This window comes from Oscillibacter sp. (assembly GCF_032060045.1).
Classification (GTDB): Bacteria; Bacillota; Clostridia; order Oscillospirales; family Oscillospiraceae; genus Oscillibacter.
Window position 1 is genome coordinate 9,730 of the sequence record NZ_DAMBZJ010000001.1, and the last position, 23,174, is coordinate 32,903.

The window sequence follows — 23,174 nt, forward strand, 5'->3', positions numbered from 1 at the left end:
GGCCGGTAGAAATTGTCTGGACTTCCTCCCAATTCCTCCCGAACATAGGCGTACAGATCGTTGCGGACGGTGTTGCGGAAGGCAAAGTCTTTCATCACCCCATCGGATAGGGACTTGACAAAGGCCGTGTTTGCCGCGTCATTTCTCTCTGGGGCGGGGGAGTGGGTCAGCCAGGCGTATCGCGCCACCCCGTGGGACAACGCGGTGCCGGTGACAATGGCCATGTCCAAAAATCCAGCGTAGGCCAAAAGAGAGCTTAGCTCCGTCTGCCGGGTCAGCGCATCGTGAATCACAGTGCCGTAAGCATCGTTGGATGCATCAATCAAAATGGTGGGGAGTTTGTTTTTCCGGTTTTCCTCCAGCGCGTTGTTCAGCGCCCATGCATAATCCCCGGTGCGTTCCGGCTCGGCCGGAGCCGTGAGCACCAAAATTTGCAGGTCCGCCCCTTTGTTGCCGGAGAGCTTTTGCAACTTAAAAAACTCCAAATGCTGATCCACCACCACGTTCAGCGGCTGATAGTCATAGGCGCAGGCAGGCTCTGTCTCCAGTCCTCCGATGTACCGAAGGGACGTCTTCGCCCCCTCCCATCCGCAATCTTGCAGATACAGAGCGGAAATCGCCTTAAAAGCCAGATCATCCACCCCGGAGAGAAGCCAGTCTCCCTCCCGTAGATGGGCGGAAAGGTAGGCAATCTCGTTTTTCTGGATGCTGTCTTCCAAAGACGAGTCATCCACGCCGATTAAAACCCTGAAATTTTTGTGGACCCCATCGTCCAGAATGTCCAGCAAATGCGCGCCCAGATCGAGCTTCCGTTCCCGCGCTGCGAGATATTGGGAAAGCGCTCCCTCTGGCAGCGGCTCAGCAGACTGGACTGACAAAGGTTGACCATCGGTTCCCAAACGGTAGTCCGCTGTGATGAGGTCCACGCGCAGATCATCTCCCGCCAGATGGGGGCGAGCCATCGCGCCGTAACTCCGCAAGGCGGCGTATTCGTTCAGGCCAAACCCGCCGTAGCCCACGGTAGGAGCCAGACGCATTACGCTGTCCAGCAGCCAGACCTGGTTGTTTTCGTCCTGCGAGAGAACGGAAAGAAGCTGTTCCAGCAGCGCCGCCTCCGTCAGAGACGTTCCATCCGACAGCGTGACGGGATTCTCTCCCGCAAGGGCCCGGGAGCCGACCAAACCGCCGGAGAGGAGCTGATCCAAGGAAAGGATATAGCGATCGCAGCCCGCCTCTTCCTGCCGCAGGACCCATTCGTACAGTGCGGCTCGGTCGCCGGACTGGCCCCCATTGGGGTTGAGGGGCTGACCGTCCAGCTTTGTGGCGTAAAGCGTGGAATCCGGCACCAGCAGCGCATAGTCCAGAGATTCTGCAAGATACACCGCCCGTTCCACATTGTCCGGTCGGTCATCCAGCGGAACATAGGCAAGCTTTGCAGGACCCTTGGGATCCACCGCCTGTCTTTGCCCGCAGCCTGCCACACCCAAAAGAAGGGCCATGGATATAATGACGGAAAGCAGCTTTAAAGTAGTTTTTTTCATCGTGCCTCCAATTTGCAAAAAAGCCCGCACGGCACAGCCTGCGGACTTTTTTCGCGATGTTTTACAGGGAGAAGCCTCCCAGATCCATGCCGCCGGTGATGTCGTTCAGGCTGGCTTCCATGGCGTCTCCCGCCTGACGCAGAGCCTCGTTCACGGCGGAGACAATCAGGTCCTGAAGCATCTCCACGTCCTCGGGGTCCACGGCCTCGGGCTTGATGTTGACGGACAAAATTTCCTTTTTGCCGTTCACTCTGGCCTCCACCACGCCGCCGCCCACGCTGGCGGTAAATTCCTGAACCTCCACCGCGCTCTGGGCGGTGTTCATGGCTTCCTGCATTTCCTGAATCTTCTGCTGCATCTCCTGCTGACGGGCGGCGCCGGTGGGGCGCATACTGCCGTTGGTAAATCCACGGCGGGCACTGTAACTCATAAAGCAAGGCTCCTTTTCAGTTTTGTTTGAAGTGTACTATTCAGGCGGGGCCGCGAGGGAGCGCGCCCCGGCATTAAAACGCGGCAAAAGCACGCGCCGCATTTATCGAATGGTGAAATTGTCCAGCCGACTGCCCCTGCGGATCAAATCTTCCATCTTATCTTGCGGAGACGCGGCGGGTCCACTGCCCACGGTGAGCCGGACCGCCACGGGGCCGCCTGCCCGGAGGGCCGACAATTCCTGAAGCGCGCCCAGAACCCGGTCGTTGTCCAGGCGACCCCGGGTGATTTCATCGGGGGCGTATACAGTGAGAGCGCCGTCTTTTAGCTCGCCTCCGCACCGATCCAGAAATACCCGATACATGGGCGGAAGGCGGCCCTTGCATTCCTCCGCCAGCGCAAGCCACCATTCCGCGCCCCCTGCGCTTTCCAAAGAAGCGGGAGACGCGGTCTCCGGCGGGGATAAAGAAACTTCCGGGGTCGGCGTAGCCGCCGGCTCCCGGGAACTTGCGGCAACGGATGCGTTCGTCTCCTCTCGGGGAGGCGAGGGTGCTTCAAGAGATGGAGTGAAGCGCTCCTCAGCGTCTTCCCATGGGGGAGCACTGCGGTCGTCAATGGGTGGCTCCTCCGGCGGGGGCGGTTCCTCGCCCCAAGGCGGGTGATCCTCAAAAGCAGGAGGAGCTTTTGCCACCGGAGTGGACCTTGGGATGGGCGCGGCCTTTTCAGAAGAATTGTGTTTTTCCACGGGGGCAGCGCGGCCTTGCCCGCTTGGCGCCGCAGAATTCCTGCCAAGAAGAGCGGGAAGCCGATCCAGCGAGTCTTCCAGCTTTTGAATCCGAGCCGTAAGGGCAGTGAGATCGCCGGAGAGGGACTCGTCGCACAGCCGCAAAAGGCACAGCTCTGCGTCGGTCCGGCGGTTAGAACTATAATAAAGGTCGGCGGAAGCCCGCTGCAAGGTGGTGGCCAGATATAGAAGCCTGCTTCCGGACGCATCCTTTTGGAGCTTGTCCAGCGCCGCGGAATCGTATCCGCCGGAGAGCAGGGCTGCGCCGCCCTCTGGGGCAGTGCGCCGCAGCAGCAAATCCCGGGTCAGGACGGAAAGCTCGCTCAAAACAGCGCCTACGTCTTTGCCCCCGTCGTAAAGTTGGTTCAAAAGCAGCAGGGCCGATTGCGCGTTCCGCTGCAAAATATGCTCCATCAGTTGGGCGGTTTGAAGATTTCCCGCAAGACCCAGCACGTCCAGCACAGCCGCGCCGTCAATCGCGCCACCCGCCGCCGCACACTGGTCCAAAAGGGAAAGCCCGTCCCGCAAGGCCCCGTCCGCAAGGCGGCTTAAAAGCTCCGCTCCGTCGGCGTGGAGATCAATGCCTTCCTGCCGGGCAACATAAGAGAGCCGTCCCGCCACCTCACGGGGCAAGATGCGCTTGAAGGAATACCGCTGGCAGCGGGAGAGAATCGTGGCGGGGACCTTATGCAGCTCTGTGGTGGCCAGAATGAACACCAGATGCTCCGGTGGTTCCTCCAGAATTTTCAGCAGGGCGTTAAACGCCGCCACGGAGAGCATGTGAACCTCGTCCACAATGTAGACCCGCTTTTTCACGTTGGCGGGGGAATAAATCGCCTCATCCCGCAAAGCGCGGACCTGGTCCACGCCGTTGTTGGAGGCGGCGTCCAGCTCCAAAACATCCAAAAAAGTGCCGTTTTCAATTCCCAGACAGCTTGGGCAGCGGTTGCAGGGGTCGCCGTCCTGAGGGTCCTCGCAGTTCACCGCCTTGGCAAGAATTTTTGCGCAGGTGGTTTTGCCGGTGCCCCGGGTGCCAGTGAAGAGATAGGCGTGAGACGTGCGTCCTTCCGCCACCTGACGCTTCAGCGTCTCGGTGATGTGGGCCTGGCCAATCACATCGGAAAAGGTTTTGGGCCGCCACTTGCGGTACAAAGCCTGATACACACCACCGCCTCCTTTCAAAAAGACAGAATAAGTCCTCCGTTTGCAGCCACGGAACCGGCGTCCTCGCGGCACATGGAACATCCCGCACGATGCTGCTCGGTTCCCCGCCTGACATGGTTAGCGGGCGTCCATTGCGCGAGACCGGCTCCGCGGCTGCAAGCGGAGGACTTAATTCAAAGTGTATCTATTCTACTATAAATTTTTCAAATTATCAACTGGAATCTGCCGGGATGGGCGTAAATTTTCGGATTAATGAATTTCAGAGCAATTCCAGAAGGAATAAGGCAATCTGCTCCATGGCGGCGGCCGCCTTTTTGATGGGGAACATCTGGAACACATGCCACATGTCCTCCCAAACCTCCAGACGGCATTCCGCGCCCGCCGCCTTCATGGCATGGCATAGCGCGTCCGCGTCGGAAAAAAGAATTTCGTACGACCCCACCTGCACAAGCGTGGGGGGAAAGTCCGCAAAATCTCCAAACAGAGGAGAAAGGCTGGGGCTGCGCAGGTTTTCCTTCCCAGCGTATACTTCCCGAACGGCATGGATATAATCCAGCGACAGTATCGGGTCAATTTCCGCCCGTTCTGCGTAGGAGGGACCGGAGGCGGTCATATCCGTCCACGGAGACATGAGAATCAAGGCGGTGGGCAGCATCCGCCCGGCGGCCTTCAGCCGGTGGCACAGCACCAGAGCGAGATTCCCCCCCGCGCTGTCCCCAGCCACCACCACGTCCCGCGCGCCGTAGCCTAAGCGCATGAGATAGTCCCACGCCCGCAACCCGTCCTCCACTGCCGCCGGGTACGGGTGCTCCGGGGCAAGGCGGTATTCAAAGGTCAGAACGTCAAAACCCGTGGCCTTGGTAAGCTTGGAGGAAAGCACCTTGGAATAGCCGAGGTTTCCGCTGGTATAGCCCCCGCCGTGGCAGTACAGCACGGCGCGTTTGCGCCGGTGGGGCCGCTGCAAGCGCATCCACGCGGCAGGCATTCCGGCAAGGTCAAATGGCTCCCAACTCATGTCGGCCATGTCGGCGGTGAGATTACCCAAAAGTTCCTGACTTCGGCGCTGGCGCTCCAGCTCTTCCATCGTCATGGCCTCCGGAGCTCCCGCGCTGTGGAGCGCCTTGAGCACCCGCATGGCGGGGGCGAGACGGCGGCTTTCGGCGGATTTGCGCTGCTGGGCAAGCGCGGCTTTCATGACCTTGCGAGACTTGTCCATGACGCCCTCCTTTTTAATGATGGCATCATGATAGCACAGTTTTCCCAAAATGACACGCTTTTTTCCGATTGTCCGGGTGAAATTCGGGCCGAGGGCCAATGCGTTCTTGCGGTGTGCGGCGGCCCATGATATAGTAATTTAGGAAAACTGCCGTGTTTACTTACCCCGCGGGAAGGCGAAAGCGGCGGTAACTATGAAGTGCGAATAGAGTGCAGGAAGAAGGAGAGAGCCGCCGTGGCGACAAAAAATCAATGGTACAAGCTGGACAACGCGGGCGTGCTGTACTCTGCCCTTCAGCGGGAGGAGTACTCCGCCGTCTATCGATTTTCCGCCGTGATGACTGAGCCGGTGAACTCCGCCGCGCTGCAAAAAGCCATCGACGCGGTGCTGCCCCGGTTTCCTGGCTTTGCGGTGCGGATTCGCCGGGGCGTATTCTGGTATTATTTCGAACCCAACACCGCCCCGGGACCTTTTTTGAAGGAGGACGTGGCGGACCCTTGCCAGCCCTTCCGATTTCACGAGGACGCAGGGTGGCTGATTCGGTTTTACCACTATCAAAACCGCATTTCCTTCGAGGCGTTTCATGCCCTGTCGGACGGCGCGGGCGCGATCACATTCTTTAAGACGTTTTTGGCGGAATACCTACGCCAAATCGGCGTTTCCGTGCCCGTGGAGGCGGGGATTCTGGATTTAAACGAACCGCCCCGACCTGAAGAACTGGAGGACGCTTACGCCCGCTACGTGGGCCCTGCCGCCCGAAGGCTGCCACTGATTCAAAAAGCCTATCAAAATCTGGGGCAGGCGGAGCCGTTCTATACGTTTCATGTCACCATGGGCTTTGTGCCGCTGGACAAGCTGCGGGAGAAGGCCCGGAGTTATGGCGTATCGGTGACGGAGTATCTGGCGGCGGTGCTTCTTCTGGTGCTGGCTGAAAAACAGCGGCGGGAGAACTATCACAAAATGCTGCCTGTGACGCTGGCGGTGCCCGTCAATCTGCGCCCCTGGTTTCCGTCGGAAACCCTGCGGAATTTTCTGGTCACGGTTCAGCCGGGGTTTGATCCGGCGTTGGGGGAACACAGCCTTGCGGAGGTGGCAGCACAGGTGCGCCACTATATGCGGCTCCACATTGCGCCGCAGGAGATGCGGGCGCAGATCACCCGAAACGTCCGGTATCAGTCCAACACGGTGTTGCAGCTTTTGCCCCGGGTGGTGAAAAATTCCATCGTGGCCTATCATTATCGGACCCGGGGCGTGCGCCCTTATTCCGCCACGTTTACAAATCCCGGCGCGATTTCTGTGCCGGAGGCAATGGCCCCCCACATTCATCACATGGAGGTGGTGCTGGGGCAGGCCACCGTTCCCCGGCCCCATGTGGCTTCCGTCAGCTATGGCAACATTATGGAAATCACCGTGGCGGGGACGCAGGCGGACGCGGAGACGGAGCGGGACTTTTTTCGCTTTTTGGTGCGGGAGGGGCTGCCCGTGCGCATTGAGAGCAATCGTTCAAACCCCGAAAGGAGGACGTAAGGATGCCATATTGTGTGCATTGCGGCGTGGAGTTGGACGCCGCTGTGAAGGACTGTCCCCTATGCGGGACGGAAGTGAGAGACCCTGCTGCCGACCCGGCAGCAGTGCACCCGCCCTTTTTCCCCGCCCGGCGGGCGGAGGTGGCCCCCGTTTCAAAGCAGACCGCGGCCCTGCTGCTCACGTCCATGCTGGCGTCGGTCAGCGTGTGCTGCGCGCTGTTGAATCTGGCGCTGAAGCCGGAGCATCGGTGGTATTTGTTTGTGGTGGGCGCGGCGGCGATGCTGTGGGTCTGGCTGGTTCTGCCCCTGCTTGTAAATCGCTGGGTTCCTCTCTGGGCGCAGCTCACCGCAGACGTGGGCGCGGTGGCAGTGTATGTGGCCCTGATCGCTCTGGCGTTGGATGGTTGGGAATGGTTCTGGGGCCTTGCGGTGCCGCTTTTGGTGGTGGCCGCGGCGGTGGTGTGTGCTTTGAGCTGGCTGCTGCGCCGGGGACACTCCATGCTAACCACCGCTATGCTGTGTCTTGGGGCCACGGGGCTGCTCTGTGTGGGCATTGAGGCCTGCACAGACCTGTATCTGCATGATCTGTGGTCTCCGGGCTGGTCGCTGGTGGTACTGGCGGCTTGCGTGGGCTTCTCCATTCCTTTGGCGGTGGTGCGGCGAGTACCGTCTCTGCGGGAGGAAGCGCGGCGGAGGTTTCACTTTTAAGACCGCGCGGGGTCCATGCGCGTGTTGTCCTATCGGCAAACCTGGACGGTCTTTTGCGCAAGGCCCCGGGAAATGTAAATTTCCCGGGGCCTTGCGGTTGCTCTTCCGCGGCGGAAAGAGGAAAGGATAAGGGAGCGGCGCCGATTGTCGGTGCCGCTCCCTGTTTATATGGGTTCCGGGGGTGTGCATTCTTCCCCGCGATTCAAGCAGCCGGGAAGTGGTTTTTATGCAAGCTCCTGCGCGGGGGCGGATTTCCGGGTGCGCAGCTTCGCGGCGATGCGGTCCAGCATTTCGTTCACCGGAACGTCCAGCGCGGCGGCAAGCTCGCCACCTAAAAGCTGCTCCGCCTGCTTCATGAAGTGTTCGTCCACGGCACCGAATTTTCGCTTTGTCTCCTCCACATGCGTTTTTTTGCAGTAAATAGAGATGACAAGCTCCAAAAGATCGCGGCAATCGTTGGTTTGCAGAAGCGTCTGGTAATGATCCCGCAAATTCTGAGTGCTGCCGCCGTAATAGGCCTGCGCACTGCTGGCGGGAATCGTGTCCACCAGATCGTCCGCCTCTTCCGCCGTCAGGATGGCCCGAATGGGCACCTTGCAATTGTCTACCGGAGCGTAAATCGTTCCGTCCTGATACAGGGGGCTGAGCACATAGTAGAGTTTATCCCGCTCTCCGGGTTTGCTTTTGCAAAAATCCGGCTCGGTGATATCCTCCACCCGACACACGCCCGTGCGTCCGTAAACCACAAGATCGTCCTTTTGATACATAGCTCCTCCGTTTTCCGCCGACGGGCATTCGCCGACCTGAATGCCGGAAAAACAACGCCCGTTATTTTTATCGCGGGTCCCGCTCTTTGGTGCGAGGCCCGCGGACTGAATGGCGCTTCATCGCCCTGCGATAAAAGCGCGCCGGTCCAACGGCCGATCACCCCGACTGCTGGACCGTGTGTCTATTTTTAAATTATAGCACATTTTCTGCAAAAATGGTAGGGGTTTTTAAAAATATTTTTAAAAACTTGTCCCTAAGGGGGGTTTTAGAAGCGAAAAAGGACTAAGGTTCCTTTTGCATTTTGGGAGACTGTGGGTCCGGCGGTCGGACTTTCGGAAGCACTGGCCCCTTATAGTTGTTTATCAAAGCACTTCAGTGTCTCCCAAATCACATTCTGGAAGTGAAACTGCGTCTGCCCCGCATAGGAATAACCAAGTCCCTCGTACAGACGGCAGGCCGGAAAATTTCCCTCGTAGGTGTCCAGACGAATGACGGGCCAGTTCTTTGTCCGGGCGTGCTCCTCGCAAAAGTGCACAAATTCCTTCCCTTTTCCCCGGCCTGCAAAGTCCGGATGAATGCAAAGGGTGTGGATGACCATGACTTCTTCCGGTTTGGCCTGAAAATTCCAGTGAATATTGGCGTATTCCGGCGGCTGAATCTGGTTGAGATTGACGCAGCCAAACAGTGCGCCGCCCTCCTCTCCCACATACAGCGTGCTCTGTTCAAACGCAGCCTTGGCATGAGCAAGAGTGGGGTAGAGGTCCTTCTGCCAGTTGGTATGGCGCACCGTTTCCTCCTGGTCTAACAACGCTCCGTAAAGAGCACCCACCCGGTCAAGATCCTGCTCTTGTGCAAGTCGAATCATCTCTATTTTCTCCTTTATGTTTCATGAAAAATCCGCGAGAGTTTGTCGAAATCTGCAGGACAGTTGCACAGGAAATGGCTTTACGCCGATAAAAGCCAAACTTCTTTGCCGTATGTTCCGCGGGGTGGAGCCCCAAAAGGGGCCTTGTCTGTCAAGCGACAGGACCCTTGCCTTTTGTGTGCTTGGGCGGATGCTTTTTCACCGGCGGGCTGGGAGGCGAACCCTGCGGAGGATGGGGACGCAGCTTAGAGGGTGAGATTTTTCGCTCTGCCAACCGGTCCTTCACATACTGGCGGAACAGCGCGTACAGCACCGAGCACAAGGGGATAAATACCAGCATCCCCAGAATGCCCATTAGCTTTCCACCCATAATGACGGCCACCAGCACCCAGATGGAGGGAAGTCCCACAGAGGAACCTACTACATGGGGATAGATGAGATTTCCCTCAATTTGCTGGATGACCAGAAACAGCACGATGAACAAAAGCGCCTGCACGGGGTTTACCAAGAGAATCAGCAGTGCGCCCACGGCGCAGCCAATAAAAGCGCCCACAATGGGAATCAGAGCGGTCAGCGCCACCGTCACGCCTACCAAAACTGCATAAGGCATTTTAAAAATGGGCATGGTCACGATAAACAGCGAACCTAGAATCACCGCTTCCAGACATTGGCCGGAAAGAAAGTTGGAAAATGTGCGGTTTGCAAGGTCTGCCACGGACAAAATCTGGTCCGCCGCCCGCTCGGGAAACAGAGCATAGAGTATTTGACGAATTTGGTGACCCAGTTTTTCCTTTTGAAGAAGAAGGTAGACCGCAAACACCAGTCCGATAAAAAACGTGCTCACGCCGCTGACCACGCTGCCCACAATGCTCATTCCGCCCAGCACACCGCCGACGCCTGTATTTACCAGCTGCTCGCCCAAAACACGCAGCAGCTCCAGCGCCTTGGCGGACAGGGTGGTCCACTGGATGTCCAATGTTTGAAGTATCGTCTCAAGCTCTGGCAGGCGGGTTTCCAGGGTCGAGAGCATCTCCGGTAGCCGAATAAAAAAGGTCTGGGCCTGCTGAGAGACGGAGGAGATCGCGTCCCCCAGACTGGGGACGATGACAAGACTTGCAAGCGCCAACACCCCGGATACCAATGCCAGCGTCAGCACAAAGGCCATGGGGCGGCGCAGCTTTGCAGTGCGCTTGTCGGTGCCCATTCGCCGTTCCACCGCCCGCATGGGTACATTGAGAACAAACGCCACGGCGCAGCCCAGCAGAAAGGGGGCGATGAGAGAAACCATCGCCCGCAGTGCCCCGCCCAGCAGGGTCAAGTTTTGCAGGCCCCAATACCCAGCCAGCACGGCAAAGGCCGCAGCGGCCACCGTCCACACCATTTTCTTATGAAATTCCATAGTCACTCCTTTTGCAAAAGCGGGCGGGGCATGGCTCCGCCCGCTTGACCGGGTTCCGACTTATCAAATACGATAGGGTGAAGCGTCAGCTGCGGCGATAGTTTTCTGCCGCTGTCAGATAGCTCCGCGCCTCTTCCTGGTTTGCCTCGATCTCCTCCGGAGTGAGGGGCCGAACCACCTTGGCGGGACTGCCCAAAATTAACGACCCGTCCGGTGCGTCCATCTTCCCGGAGACCAGCGCTCCCGCGCCCACAAGACAGTTGCTTCCGATCCGTGCTCCGTTTAAGAGTACGGAGCCCATGCCCACAAGGGTGTTGTCCCCCACGGTGCAGCCGTGGAGAATGGCCCCGTGGCCCACGGTGCAGCCGCTGCCCACCGTTGTCTCGTCGTGAAGCGCGCAATGGTCCTGAATGTTGGTGTTTTCCCCGATTTTGATGGGACCCCAGTCCCCCCGGAGCACGGCGTAATACCAGATGTTGGCGCCCTTACCCAGTGTCACGTCCCCGGTTACCACCGCGCCTTCGGCAATCAAAACATCCTGATCCGTCTCTCTTTTCTGATAAGGCATATAAATATCCTCTCTATATGGCGAAATTTCCGTTTACAAACACAGGGATTTCCTCCCCGGAGTGGGTGGTGCCCACGATGGACAAGTCTTGCGTCCCCACCATAAAGTCCACGTGGGTAATCGAGTCGTTCAGGCCCCGGCGGGTCAACTCTTCGCGGCTCATTTCGTGCCCACCCTTCAGACAGGGATACGCCTCGCCAAAAGCAATGTGGCAGGCGGCATTTTCATCAAACAGGGTGTTGTAATAGAGAATTTTTTGGTTGGAAATGGGGCTGTCGTAGGGGACCAGCGCCACTTCGCCGAAATAGGCGGCACCCTCGTCCACCGAAATGGCGGCCCGCAGGTTTTCCTCGCCCTGCCGGGCGTGAGCTTCCACAATTTTCCCGTCTTTCACCACGAAGTGGAATCCATCGATGATGTTTCCGTCGTTCACCAGCGGAATGGAGGCGTACACCACGCCGGTTACTCCCGTTTTCAGAGGAGAGGTGAACAACTCCTCCGTGGGAATGTTGGCGATAAAGGTCTGGCCTTTTAATGTCACATCGTCCCCCGCTTCCCAGACGTGGTCCTCGGGAAGTTCCACCGTCAAATCCGTGCCAAGGGAGTTTTTGTAGTGCAGGGACTTGAAGTTTAGCGCATTCAGTGTTTTCCTGCGCCGTGCCAGCGTGTCAAGATGTTCCCGCCATTTCGCAACGGCGCTTCCGTCACCATTGATGCGCACAGCAGCAAAAATGGCGTCCCACAGCCGCTCCATGGCCTCAGCCTCCGTTGCCTTGGGGAAAACCCGCTTGGCCCAGGAGGGGATGGGGATGGACGCGATGCACCAGGGGAAACCGCCGGACATTTGCAGTCGGTTAAACATCCGCAGCGCCTGCCCGCCTGCCCGCTGGGCCCGGACCACCCGGCCCGAATCCACGCCCTTGAGGTTTTCCGGATCGCTGGCAGAGATGGCGAGATAGGCCGCCCCCTCCATGGCATAGTCGTTAAAAAAGTGTCGCCGCCACAGGGGAACGGAGTCGAACACGTCCTCCCCGGCCCGCAGATACTTCATCCGGCCCAGCGCGTCGTCGTTCCAGTTTACCACGACCTCACGGCATCCTGCATCATAGGCCTTTTCCGCGCACATCCGGGCAAACCACGCGCACTCCACCGGAGTGGAGATGACCAATGTCTGTCCCTTTTGCACGTTCAGGCCAACCTCAATCAGCAGCGCGGCATATTCCATCAATTTTTCCTCGTGCTTCAATCTGCATCCATCCTTTCCTCAGGCCCGGCGGACCGGGACTTGCGGGGCTTGCCCGCTTCGTTTTACGTTTGTTGATTGTTTTATGCTTTCTCCTGCTCAAAGGGAAAGCTGTCTTTTCCCTCCCTGCGCAGGGAGATGAGGGTTCCGTTCAGCTCCGCGCCCATAATCAGCGCGGTAGCGCTTAGATACATCCATACCAAAAGGGCCATGGCCGTTCCGATTGAGCCGTACAGCAGGGAATAGTTGGCCATGCGCTCCATGTAGACGGCGTAAATTCCTGACAGCACCAGCCACCCAAACAGGGATGACACAACGCCGGGAAGCAGGTTTCGCCAGGGCTGGCGGGTATCCTGTGTGATGGCGTAAAGCGCCAAAAGGGCGAAGCATGCCACCACCGCCGCCAGAGGAAACCGAAGCGTAGCCCACAGCTTTGCCGCAAAGGGCGGCAGATGGAAATTTTCCACTGCGTAGGAAAGCACGGTGTTGTTGACGCTCATCAGCACCAGCGTCAGCGCCAGCGCCAGCAGCAGCAGAATCGTGTAAACCAGCGTGCGCAGAAAATGCGCCGCCGCATGGCGGGGCGGGCCCAAGTGGTACGCCGTGCGCACGGAGCGCATCAGGGTGTTCGCCGCCCGCATGGGAAAGTAAATGGAAAAGACCAGCCCAAACAGCAGCAGTCGCACATTGGCGTTGGCCTGCACGTGGACAAGGTACACGCCGATGAAATCCACAGCTACCTTGGGCAAAAAATCACCAAGGTCTTTTACAATGGCCCCTACGTCCAGATGCAGCAGGCCCAACAAAGAACTGGCAAAAATCAGCATTGGAAAAATGGCAAACAGCAGGTAAAACGCCAGCGCCGCGCCCTGAATGGACACGTTGTGCCGCAAATAGCGCCGCACAAGCAGATATAGGCCGCGCCAGAGTTTGTTTTTCGGCAGCGGCGGAAAATATGGTTTGCTCACAGCGCCCCCCCTTCACATGGTCCGATATTATGACAGTATTTACCGGCTCGGCAAAAATATGATGGCGACGGCTTAATGCAGACCGTTTCCATAATTTTATCATGATTTCCCGCTGCCGTCCACCGGCATTTTTATGTTGGATCTCGCAATCTTGCGCGAAAAACCGCGACTTTTGTGTTTTATTATGCACATTAATAATTGAATTGTCCTGGCCGATAAAATAAGGAGCGGCGGAGGGTAAACCCCTCCGCCGCGCGTATTACGCTCTGCGCGTTTTAATCTTAGAAGTCTGCGCTGCCCACGGTGCGGGGATGGGGCAAAACGTCCCGGATGTTGCTCACGCCGGTGAGGTACATCACCATCCGCTCAAAGCCCAGACCGAACCCCGCGTGCTTGCAGGAGCCGTACCGCCGCAAATCGCAGTACCACCAGTAATCCTGGGGGTCCATGCCTGTTTCCCGGATGCGTGCCTCCAGCTTGTCAAGCCGCTCTTCCCGCTGGCTGCCTCCGATAATTTCCCCGATGCCGGGAACCAGACAGTCCGTTGCGGCCACGGTCTTTCCGTCGTCGTTCATGCGCATATAAAATGCTTTGATCTCCTTGGGATAATCCGTGACAAACACGGGTTTTTTAAACACCTGTTCCGTCAGATACCGCTCGTGCTCCGTCTGAAGGTCGGTGCCCCACTCCACCCTGTAGGCGAACTGGTCGTTGTGCTCTTTCAGAATTTCCACGGCCTCGGTATAAGTCACGCGGCCAAATTCCGCGGTGGCCACATGCTCCAACCGTTCCTTAAGGCCCTTGTCCACAAAGCTATTGAAAAAGTCCATCTCGTCCGGGCAGCGCTCCATGGTGCGGCGGATGACAAATTTAATCATGGCCTCTGCCACGTCCATGTCGCCCTTGAGATCAGTGAAAGCCATCTCCGGCTCAATCATCCAGAACTCGGCAGCGTGGCGCTGGGTGTTGGAATTCTCGGCCCGGAAGGTGGGGCCGAAAGTATACACGTCGCCAAAGGCCATGGCGAAGTTTTCGGCGTTCAACTGGCCGGACACCGTGAGGTTTGCGGGCTTGCCGAAAAAGTCCTGAGAATAGTCAATCTGCCCGTCCTCGGTGCGGGGAGGATTCTCCGGGTCCAGCGTGGTCACCCGAAACATCTCGCCCGCGCCCTCACAGTCACTGGCGGTGATGATGGGGGTATGGACATAGACGAAGCCCCGGTTCTGGAAAAATTCATGGATGGCAAAGGCCGCGACGCTGCGCACCCGGAAGGCGGCGGAGAACAGGTTGGTCCTGGGCCGCAGATGCTGAATAGTGCGGAGAAATTCCGCGCTATGGCGCTTTTTCTGAAGAGGGTATTCCGGGGTGGAGGTGCCCTCCACTTCGATGCTTGTGGCCTTCAGTTCCAAAGGCTGCTTGGCCTCCGGTGTGAAGGTCACTGTGCCGGTGACGATCAGCGCTGCGCCCACGTTCTGGGACGCGATTTCCGCATAGTTGGCAAGGGATACCGTATCCAAAACCACCTGCAAATTCTTAAAGCAGGAGCCGTCGTTCAGCTCCACAAAGCCGAAGTTCTTCATGTCCCGCACGGTGCGGACCCAGCCGCCCACGGTGACCTCCTTGCCGGAATAAACCTCGCTGTCGGCGAAAATCGCCGCGACTTTTGTCATACTCATTTCATTCACCCGTTTTGTCGTTTTTGCCGAAACGGCATCATTAAATATAGAAATATATTATACGCTCTTTTTCGGAGGTTTACAAGTCGGTTTCCCTCATATCACCTGAAACAGGTAAAATTTGAGGTAGTCTGTCTCCTCCACGCCCCAGAGAATGGGGTGATCCGGCCCTTGCTGGCGCACTTCCACCTGCCGAAGCTGCACCCCCGCGTCCCGGGCGGCGCTTTGCAGCATGGCCTCGAATTTTTCGTGGGTCGCAAAGTGAGAACAGGAGCAGGTGGCAAGATATCCCCCTCGGGGGAGCAGCTTCATGGCCCGGTAGTTGATCTCCTTATAGCCGGTGATGGCGTTTGCCACCGTGGCCCGGGACTTGGTAAACGCGGGCGGGTCCAGAATAATGAAATCGTATTTCCGGGGCTGCTTTTCAAGGTCCGGCAGCAAATCAAACACATTGACCCGGATGCACTCCACCGTGTTTTCCAGCCCGTTGCGGCGCACATTGTTCCGCGCCAACTCCACCGCCGATTCCGACACGTCCACGGCGGTAACATGGGCCGCGCCGCCCATAGCGGCGTTTAAGGCGAAGGAGCCGGTGTGAGTAAAGCAGTCCAGCACCGTCCGCCCCTTGGAAAGCCGGGCCACCGCCTGACGGTTGTACTTCTGGTCCAGAAAAAAGCCGGTCTTCTGGCCGTTTTCCACGTCTACCAGATACTTCACGCCGTTTTCAACAATCTCCGTCACGGCGGACTCCGGCGGTGTCTCTCCCGGCAGGAGAAACCAGCCTTTGTATTGCGTAAGCCCCTCCTTTTCTCGGAGGGCCGCGTCGTTGCGTTCATAGATTCCGGAAATTTCCTGCCCGTCCTGCCGCAGGATTTCCGTCAGCAGGGGAAGCAGCAGCTCCTTGCGCACTTCCATTCCCACTGAGAGAATTTGCACGCAGAGGAGGGGGCCGAATCGGTCTACCGTCAGCCCGGGAAAGCCGTCGGCCTCGCCAAAAATCACACGGCAGCAAGTCAAGTCCTCCGCCCGCAGCACGGTTTTTCGATACTCCCATGCCCAGCGGAGTTTCCTCTCCCAAAATCCCCGGTCAAAGGTGTCGTTGGCGTTGCGGGAGACAAGGCGGATTCGTATTTTGGATTGCTGTGAGTAAAGCCCTGTCCCCAGATATCGGCCCTTTTGGTTTATCGCATCCACCAGAGCGCCGTTTTCCGGCGAACCGTGCAGGGTGGTGATTTCTTCACCGTAAATCCACGGATGGCCCCGGAGCAGGGCTGCCTCCGCCTTGTGTGTGATGGCGGCGCTTGGATAGATTCTCTCGGTTTTCATAGGCGTATATCCTCATTTCCGTTTTCCGCATTTCGTGTTTGAGTGTAGCACATTTTTTGAAAAAACGCTATATCCTGTGAAAGTTTATACATTTTTTCTTGACAGGGGGACGGCAAACGATTAAACTAAAAAAGGATTCTTATCGGCAGTTTTACGGCCGCTGATTTTTCCAAAATTTCATCGCACAAAAACACCGAAAATTCAGGAGGTAAACCATTGTGACGGAGATCATCATTTCAGTCCTGGCAGGACTGGTGATCGGCGGAGCGGTTTGCTTCCCTCTCGGTATTCGCTACCGGAAACAGGTATCCGAACGGGAAATCTCAAGCGCCGAAGAAGAGGGACGGCGCATTATCAACGAGGCGATAAAAAGCGCAGAAACCAAGAAGAAAGAAGCCCTGTTGGAAGCAAAGGAAGAGATCCTGAAAAATCGCAGCGAATATGAGAAGGAAGTAAAGGAACGCCGGTCGGAGCTGCAGCGGCAGGAAAACCGCTTACAGCAAAAGGAAGAGAACCTTGATCGCAAAACCGAGGCCATTGAGAAAAAGGAAGACGTTCTGGCCCAGAAGCATCAGCAGGTGGATCGGGAGACTGAGGAAATCAAAACCATTAAGCGCAGCCAGACGGAAGTGCTGGAGCGTATCTCCGGTTTCACCGCCGAAGAGGCCAAGCACTATCTCATCGAGCAGGTGGAGAGTGAAGTAACGCACGAAACGGCCTTGAAAATTAAAGAAGTGGAAGCCCGCATGAAAGAGGAGAGCGATCTCCGTGCCCGCGAGGTGGTGGCGCAGGCCATCCAGCGCTGTGCGGCGGACTCCGTGGCGGAAATGACCGTCAGCGTGGTGGCGCTTCCCAACGACGAGATGAAAGGCCGCATCATTGGCCGCGAGGGCCGCAATATCCGCACCATCGAAACACTGACCGGTGTGGACCTGATTATTGACGACACGCCGGAGGCCATTACCGTCTCCTGCTTCGAGCCGGTCCGCCGGGAGGTTGCCCGGCTGGCGCTGGAAAAACTTATTTCCGACGGGCGCATTCACCCCACTCACATTGAGGAGATGGTGGAAAAGGCCCGGCGGGAAGTGGATGCCGTGATTAAGGCCGAGGGCGAGCGCGCTGTATTTGAAACCGGCGTGCGCAATCTCCATCCCGAACTTGTGAAAATGCTGGGTCGGCTTCATTACCGCACCAGCTACGGGCAGAATGTTTTGCAGCACTCCATCGAGGTCAGCCACATCGCCGGCATGATGGCGATGGAACTGGGCGCGGACGCGCAGGCCGCCAAGCGGGCGGGTCTGCTGCACGATTTGGGCAAGTCCGTGGACCACGAGATGGAGGGCACCCATGTGCAGTTGGGCGTGGAATTTGCCCGAAAGTACAAGGAGAAGGAAGACATTATTCACGCCATTGAGGCCCACCACAACGATGTGGAGGCTCGTACGGTGGTGGCCTGCCTTGTGCAGGCGGCGGATGCGATTTCTGCGGCCCGCCCTGGCGCGCGGCGCGAGAATCTGGAGAACTACATCAAGCGTCTCCAGCAGTTGGAAGAAATTACAGGAAGCCATCCGGGCGTTGAAAAGTCCTTTGCCATTCAGGCGGGACGCGAGGTCCGCGTGATGGTGAAGCCCGACCAGATTTCTGAGGACGAGATGGTGATTCTGGCTCGGGATCTGGCCAAGAAAATCGAGGAAGAGATGGAATATCCCGGGCAGATTAAGGTCCATCTGATCCGCGAGACAAAAGCAGTGGAATACGCAAAGTAACAAACAAGCCCCCGGCCAGATGGCCGGGGGCTTGCTAATTGATTCCATTGAATAGGCCCATAAACGAGATTTAAAAGAACCTTGTGCTTAAAAATGAGATCAGGCGCTGACCAACTCATAGTAAGCCTTGGCTGTTGCGCGGTAGACCAATGCGTAAATCACCGCGAATACTGCCAACGTTCCCGCGGTGCACCCCAGAACCAGCGGTACGTTGTGCAGAGAAAACAGGGTCAGCAGCCGGGTCATGAGACTGAAATCAAACGCCACATGAATCGCCGCCACTGCTAGAGGCGCAAAAAACACCACCAATAGCTGAGAGTTGATGGACCGACGGACGGTTTTCAGCTCCATTCCCACCTTCTGCATCACAAGATACCGCTCCCGGTCCTCATAGCCTTCAGAGATCTGCTTGTAATAGATAATCAGAACGGCGGCCATCAGGAAGATGGTTCCCAAAAACACACCGAGGAAGAAAAATCCGCCATTGAGTGAGTAGTAATCCTGCCCGAAGCTCTCTCTGGTTTCAAAGTTCAGCCGAGTCCAGTCTCCTGTGCCTGTGTAATCCAGCGCCTGCTCCAGCTCGTCGGGCTGCACGGTGCCTTCATCCACATTCCAAAAACCCTTCCACTGCATAGGTTCTGCGTCCTGCTCGCCCAGAGAGGCCTGCTGACCGGCATACAACGCGCTCAACGTCTTGTCAGACACTACCAGATACAGCACATCCACCGCCGAGGGCTGGAATTCAGGCGGAGCAGGATGCTGTGCGTTGGGCTTTGCCGCGCTCAGCGTCAGATCGTCGGCATTGGAAAACCGGAAAGTCAGGTTCCGAGTTTGCCCCGCCCCGTCTGCATACAAAAGCATTTCGCGGTCGGAAAGGGCCGGAGCCTCTTTGCCGGTGACGGCGGCATAATCAGCCGGGGACATGGCGCAGACCAAGTTGTTGTAGGCTGAACTGTCGCTTTTCACCTCCAGCGCACCGTTGTCTTCATGCACGCCGAAAGAGAGATACCGATAACCGGACACGGGCGCGGCGGAGATGCCCTCTGCCCCAAGCTGTTCGGACACGGTTTTATAAAGCGCCTGCGGGTCAAACGGATTTTCCGCCGCCGGGTCATACTGAATCTCTACCCGCAGGTTTCCGGGAAACTGTTCCTTAAGCGCTGCCTCGCTTCCCAGATATAGCGACAGCGTGCCTGAAATCATCACCAGCACCATGGTGGAAAGCACGCAAATGCTGGCAAGGCCCACGGCGTTGCGCTTCATGCGATACAGCATTCCGGAAACGCCAATGAAATGATTGATTTGATAAAAGTACTTTTTATTGGCTCGCAGGGCCTTCAGCACCGCAATACTCACGGCGGTAAACAAGCAGTACGTCCCAATGATGACCAGCAGCACCGCCACAAAATACATGGCCAGCGCCGACATGGCGGACCGGGTGGTGATGGCGATGGTATACCCCGCACCCAGCGCGACAATGCCAATGATTGCCGTGATGACACGGGTCTTCGGTTCCCGTTCTCCGGCGCTGCTTTCCTGTAAAAGTTCCGTGGGATTCTGGACGTGGATGCGGCGAAGATTGAGCAGCAGGTTAAACAGCAATATAATTCCAAACAACCCCGCCGTTCCTACGATTCCCTTACCGGATACGTAAAAGCCGTATACAATGTCCATCTGCGTCAGACGGCACAGCAGTAAAACCGCCAACTTTTGCAGTAGAAGCCCCAGCAGCACGCCGCCTGCAATGCCTGCGGCGGCGGTATAAGCCGTTTCAAAACCGAGGACAATTGCAATGTGCCGCTTGCCCATGCCCAAGACGTTGTAAAGTCCCAGCTCTCGTTTGCGCCGCTTCATTAGAAAACTGTTGGTATACGTCAAAAAAATCACCCCAAAAACGGCGATCACGAAGGTGCCGATGCTCATGAACACGGAAAGGTACACGTATCGCGAGCTGTTGGGTAAATCAGGCGCGTTTGCAAGAGCCACCACGATGTAATAGGCCGCCGCCGTCCCAATGACCGTCAACAGATAGGGAATGTAAAATTTCCCATTCCGCGCCAGATTCACCAGCGCCATCCGCGGGTAAAAATGCCCCTTATTCATTTGCCTCACCGCCTTGCGCCAGCACCGTCAATGTGTCGGAGATGCGGCCAAACTGCTGCTCACGTGTGTTTTCTCCGCGATAGAGCTGGTGATAGACCTCTCCGTCCCGCAAAAACAAAACCCGCTGCGCGTGACTGGCGGCCTTGACGGAGTGCGTCACCATTAAAATGGTCTGCCCGCCCCCGTTAATTTCTCCAAACAAATCCAGCAGCCGGTCGGAGGCCCGGGAATCCAAAGCACCGGTGGGTTCGTCCGCCAGAATGATTTGCGGCTTTGTAATCAGAGCCCGGGCAACGGCGCAGCGCTGTTTTTGTCCGCCGGAAACCTCATAGGGATATTTGCTTAAAATGTTCCCGATTCCAAGTTGCTCCGCCAGCGGCTTCAAAGCCTTTTCCATCTCGCTAAACTCCTGCCGTGCCAACACCAGCGGGAGAAAAATGTTATCCTGCAAGGAAAAGGTGTCCAGCAAATTGAAATCCTGAAACACAAAGCCCAGATTTGTCCGGCGAAAGGCCGCCATGTCCCGCTCTCGGATATCGGAGACGGCCCGGCCTGTAAGCATAATCTCACCGGAGGTGGGCTTGTCCAAAGCGGCCAATATATTCAAAAGCGTGGTCTTTCCTGAGCCGGATTCTCCCATGATGGCCACATACTCCCCCGGCTCCACGGAAAAATTGACATTTTTTAATGCCTCCACCTGATTTCCGCCAAAACGGGTGGTGTAAATTTTTTGAAGATGAGATACTTCCAGAAGCGACATATGAATTCCTCCTTTTAATAATCTCATCCTAACAAAGTGTTTGTGCCCCTGCCATTGAATTTGCTTACAGTTTCGCCCGTAAACTTACATTTTTGTAAGCTTGCCGGTTTAAAATAAATTTGAAGCCATGGGAACGAATAGCGAAAGCGGCCCAGACACCTTGGCCAAAGGCAAGTGCTATTCCTCCACCTGCCGTCCGTCGTGCAGAAGCAAACGCACGATGGTCCCCGCGCCGGGACGGGACACAATAGTAATTCCGTGGCCCAGATTCATCAAAACCCGCCGGCTGAGGTAAAGGCCGATGCCGGTGGCTTTTCGGTCCTCCCGGCCATTATAGCCGGTGAAGCCCTTTTCAAACACCCGGGGAAGATCCTCCGGACGGATGCCGATGCCATTGTCCGCGATGGCCAGCGTTTCGCCGTCGGGATAGATGCGGACGACGCCGCCTTCGGGCGTATATTTGATTGCGTTGAATAAAATCTGGCCCAGCACAAAGCTCAGCCACTTTTCATCCGTCATAAGCGTCCGGTGCGTCTCGTGAAATTCCAATGTCAACTTTTTGAGAATAAACAGGCGGGCGTATCGGCGAAGACATGCCCGGATAATCCCGTCCAGCGCGCAGCGGCGCAGAACATAGTCTGTTGTGTCGCTGTCCAGCCGCAGATATCCCAAAACCATTTCCACATACTCTTCAATTTTTAAAAGCTCTGCGGACAGGGCCTCCCGGTCTACCTCTCCGCCGGACTGAACCAAAAGCCTCCCGGCGGCAATGGGCGTCTTAATCTGATGGGCCCAGAGAGTATAATAGTCCAGCAAATCCTGACGGCTGTTTTCGCTCTGCGTCAACAGTTTGGCCCGATGGGCACACACATCGTTTAAAAGCGCCTGATAATCCGCCTCCAGCGCGCTGCTGGGGCGGGGAAGAGGCAGCACCGTTTCATAAACGGCCTTCTTCAACTGCTCAAGCTCTTTATGGCGGTGGAGAAAGCCGGCATAGCCCACGGCGAAAAACAGAAGGCCCAGCACGATGCATAAAAGCACCGCATACCCCACTGCCTCAGCAGGGTATGCATACAGCGACAGAACTCCGGCAAAAATGGCGGCGGATGCCAGCAAAAACAGCAGCAGTTTATACTGTCGTCTTAAATATTGCAGCAGCATGCTCAGTCCTCCACCAGATAACCCGCGCCCTTTTTCGTGCGGATCAGCGTTCCTAGGCCCGCCGCCTCCAGCTTCTTGCGCAGGCGGGCCACATTCACCGTCAGGGTGTTTTCATCCACAAATGCGTCGGATTCCCACAGGCGGGTCATCAGAGCCTCGCGGCTGACAATCCGGCCCCGATGTTCCAAAAGCATCTGCAAAATTTTCAGCTCGTTGCGGGTCAGCTCCAGCTTTTCAATCCCGGCGGTCAGTGTCCCGTCGGACACGTTCAAAACCGCCCCGCCGCAGGACAAAAGTTGAGCAGGTTCTCCGAAATCATAGGCCCGGCGCAACAGCGCCTGCACCTTGGCGGCGAGGACGCTCAAATCAAACGGCTTTGCCAGAAAATCGTCTCCGCCCATGTTCATGGCCATGATTTGATTCATGTCGTCTCCGGCGGAGGAGATGAACAGAATGGGAACCTTGGATACCCGCCGAATCTCCGTACACCAGTGATATCCGTTGAAAAATGGAAGCGACACATCCAAAAGCACCATCTGCGGTGCGGCGGCGGCAAATTCCACCATCACATTCTGGAAGTCTTCCACCCGGATGACCCGGTGGCCCCAGCTTTCAAGATGTGCCTCTATGGCCCCAGAAATCACCGGGTCGTCCTCCACAATTAAAATGCGGCAGCCGTTCAAATTCCGTACCTCCCTATGCGCTCGCCCATTTCGCAGGTGCTTTTGAAATGGGAAACCGCTGTGTTTTACGCGCCAAAATGGTGCGTTTGATAAATTCGTGTTTTCAGGTGATAGTATAATCCATTTCCAATTTTAGCGCAACGCTTCACTTTTTGTCCTCCCGCCGCAGAATTTTGTGAATTTTTCTTCTCCCGGTCGAAAACTCGCTCTTGAATCCCGATCCGAAAGATGCTATGATAGCCTCAATTAGGATAGAGGCGCGGATGAGACGGCGCTGCGGGAGCCGACAGGCAATGATCGCAGCGGAAGCGATTTCGCCGAACTGAACCGGCAGGTATGCCGTTTTGGTGGGTCCGGAGAGAAGATCTCCGGAACTGTCCGCGGGAAACCGCGGGTGCGCTATCTGCTCACAGGGTACTTCCGCACGCTTGGTAGATTGGTGTGGGGGCGATTGTCGGTAGAGAGCGTTTTCTCTGCCGATTTTTTGTTGCTTAAACAATCAACGTATGGAGGAAACACT

19 protein-coding genes, 1 other RNA gene and 1 riboswitch are annotated in these 23,174 nt (G+C 56.9%); of the genes, 3 read left to right on the plus strand and 17 right to left on the minus strand.

The window, feature by feature from the left end:
* The 5 genes from RT018_RS00060 to RT018_RS00080 all read right to left on the minus strand — a co-directional run.
* Positions 1-1,541: DUF4127 family protein (locus RT018_RS00060; RefSeq protein ID WP_312938477.1), on the minus strand; the 1,541-nt coding region annotated here is incomplete at its 3' end.
* Positions 1,542-1,602: 61 nt separating this feature from the next.
* The gene (locus tag RT018_RS00065) at positions 1,603-1,971 is read right to left on the minus strand and encodes a YbaB/EbfC family nucleoid-associated protein (protein WP_312938478.1); all 369 of its coding nucleotides are present in this window, start codon (positions 1,969-1,971) and stop codon (positions 1,603-1,605) included.
* A gap of 102 nt (positions 1,972-2,073) precedes the next feature.
* Positions 2,074-3,918 (minus strand): DNA polymerase III subunit gamma/tau, encoded by a 1,845-nt coding sequence (gene dnaX, locus RT018_RS00070; protein ID WP_312938479.1) that lies wholly within the window; start codon positions 3,916-3,918, stop codon positions 2,074-2,076.
* Positions 3,919-3,966: 48 nt separating this feature from the next.
* An RNA gene (gene ffs, locus RT018_RS00075) (signal recognition particle sRNA small type) lies at positions 3,967-4,066 on the minus strand.
* 111 nt (positions 4,067-4,177) lie between these two features.
* Positions 4,178-5,134: an alpha/beta hydrolase gene (locus tag RT018_RS00080; RefSeq protein WP_312938480.1), complete on the minus strand. Its 957-nt coding sequence runs from the start codon at positions 5,132-5,134 to the stop codon at positions 4,178-4,180.
* Positions 5,135-5,368: 234 nt separating this feature from the next.
* On the opposite strand from RT018_RS00080, the gene RT018_RS00085 reads away from it, so the two are divergent.
* Together RT018_RS00085 and RT018_RS00090 are read left to right on the plus strand one after the other, a co-directional pair.
* Positions 5,369-6,661, plus strand: coding sequence for a hypothetical protein (locus RT018_RS00085; protein WP_312938481.1), 1,293 nt, complete (start codon positions 5,369-5,371; stop codon positions 6,659-6,661).
* Between the two features lie 2 nt (positions 6,662-6,663).
* Positions 6,664-7,368 carry a DUF6320 domain-containing protein gene (locus RT018_RS00090; RefSeq protein WP_312938482.1) on the plus strand — a complete coding sequence of 235 codons (705 nt, stop codon included), beginning with the start codon at positions 6,664-6,666 and terminating at the stop codon, positions 7,366-7,368.
* A 224-nt stretch (positions 7,369-7,592) separates the two neighbouring features.
* On the opposite strand, the gene RT018_RS00095 is transcribed toward RT018_RS00090, so the two are convergent.
* The 8 genes from RT018_RS00095 to RT018_RS00130 form a co-directional block, all read right to left on the minus strand.
* Positions 7,593-8,135, minus strand: coding sequence for a CarD family transcriptional regulator (locus RT018_RS00095; protein WP_312938483.1), 543 nt, complete (start codon positions 8,133-8,135; stop codon positions 7,593-7,595).
* Between the two features lie 350 nt (positions 8,136-8,485).
* Positions 8,486-9,001 (minus strand): GNAT family N-acetyltransferase, encoded by a 516-nt coding sequence (locus tag RT018_RS00100; RefSeq protein ID WP_312938484.1) that lies wholly within the window; start codon positions 8,999-9,001, stop codon positions 8,486-8,488.
* A gap of 151 nt (positions 9,002-9,152) precedes the next feature.
* Entirely contained in the window at positions 9,153-10,400 is a 1,248-nt protein-coding gene (locus tag RT018_RS00105; RefSeq protein ID WP_312938485.1) for an AI-2E family transporter, read from the minus strand.
* Positions 10,401-10,485: 85 nt separating this feature from the next.
* Positions 10,486-10,968: a gamma carbonic anhydrase family protein gene (locus RT018_RS00110; protein ID WP_312938486.1), complete on the minus strand. Its 483-nt coding sequence runs from the start codon at positions 10,966-10,968 to the stop codon at positions 10,486-10,488.
* A gap of 13 nt (positions 10,969-10,981) precedes the next feature.
* A complete protein-coding gene (locus tag RT018_RS00115) occupies positions 10,982-12,214 on the minus strand; it encodes an aminopeptidase (protein ID WP_312938487.1) in 1,233 nt (410 codons plus the stop codon).
* Positions 12,215-12,294: 80 nt separating this feature from the next.
* Complete coding sequence (locus tag RT018_RS00120; RefSeq protein ID WP_312938488.1) at positions 12,295-13,179, minus strand: YihY/virulence factor BrkB family protein; 885 nt, start codon at positions 13,177-13,179, stop codon at positions 12,295-12,297.
* Positions 13,180-13,460: 281 nt separating this feature from the next.
* Positions 13,461-14,855 (minus strand): asparagine--tRNA ligase, encoded by a 1,395-nt coding sequence (gene asnS, locus RT018_RS00125; RefSeq protein WP_312938489.1) that lies wholly within the window; start codon positions 14,853-14,855, stop codon positions 13,461-13,463.
* A 96-nt stretch (positions 14,856-14,951) separates the two neighbouring features.
* Positions 14,952-16,181 carry a class I SAM-dependent rRNA methyltransferase gene (locus RT018_RS00130; RefSeq protein ID WP_312938490.1) on the minus strand — a complete coding sequence of 410 codons (1,230 nt, stop codon included), beginning with the start codon at positions 16,179-16,181 and terminating at the stop codon, positions 14,952-14,954.
* Between the two features lie 218 nt (positions 16,182-16,399).
* Between RT018_RS00130 and rny the strand changes: the two genes are divergently transcribed.
* On the plus strand, positions 16,400-17,947 hold the full coding sequence (gene rny, locus RT018_RS00135) for a ribonuclease Y (protein ID WP_312938491.1): 1,548 nt from the start codon (positions 16,400-16,402) through the stop codon (positions 17,945-17,947).
* Positions 17,948-18,046: 99 nt separating this feature from the next.
* On the opposite strand, the gene RT018_RS00140 is transcribed toward rny, so the two are convergent.
* The 4 genes from RT018_RS00140 to RT018_RS00155 all read right to left on the minus strand — a co-directional run bounded on the left by RT018_RS00140 (position 18,047) and on the right by RT018_RS00155 (position 22,654).
* Positions 18,047-20,050 carry an FtsX-like permease family protein gene (locus tag RT018_RS00140; protein WP_312938492.1) on the minus strand — a complete coding sequence of 668 codons (2,004 nt, stop codon included), beginning with the start codon at positions 20,048-20,050 and terminating at the stop codon, positions 18,047-18,049.
* Positions 20,043-20,810 (minus strand): ABC transporter ATP-binding protein, encoded by a 768-nt coding sequence (locus tag RT018_RS00145; protein WP_312938493.1) that lies wholly within the window; start codon positions 20,808-20,810, stop codon positions 20,043-20,045. The genes RT018_RS00140 and RT018_RS00145 overlap by 8 nt, the downstream gene beginning before the upstream one ends.
* A 177-nt stretch (positions 20,811-20,987) precedes the next feature.
* Complete coding sequence (locus RT018_RS00150) at positions 20,988-21,971, minus strand: sensor histidine kinase (RefSeq protein WP_312938495.1); 984 nt, start codon at positions 21,969-21,971, stop codon at positions 20,988-20,990.
* A gap of 2 nt (positions 21,972-21,973) precedes the next feature.
* Positions 21,974-22,654 carry a response regulator transcription factor gene (locus RT018_RS00155; protein WP_312938496.1) on the minus strand — a complete coding sequence of 227 codons (681 nt, stop codon included), beginning with the start codon at positions 22,652-22,654 and terminating at the stop codon, positions 21,974-21,976.
* A gap of 244 nt (positions 22,655-22,898) precedes the next feature.
* Positions 22,899-23,064: riboswitch (Lysine riboswitch) on the plus strand.
* The last annotated feature ends 110 nt before the right edge of the window (positions 23,065-23,174 follow it).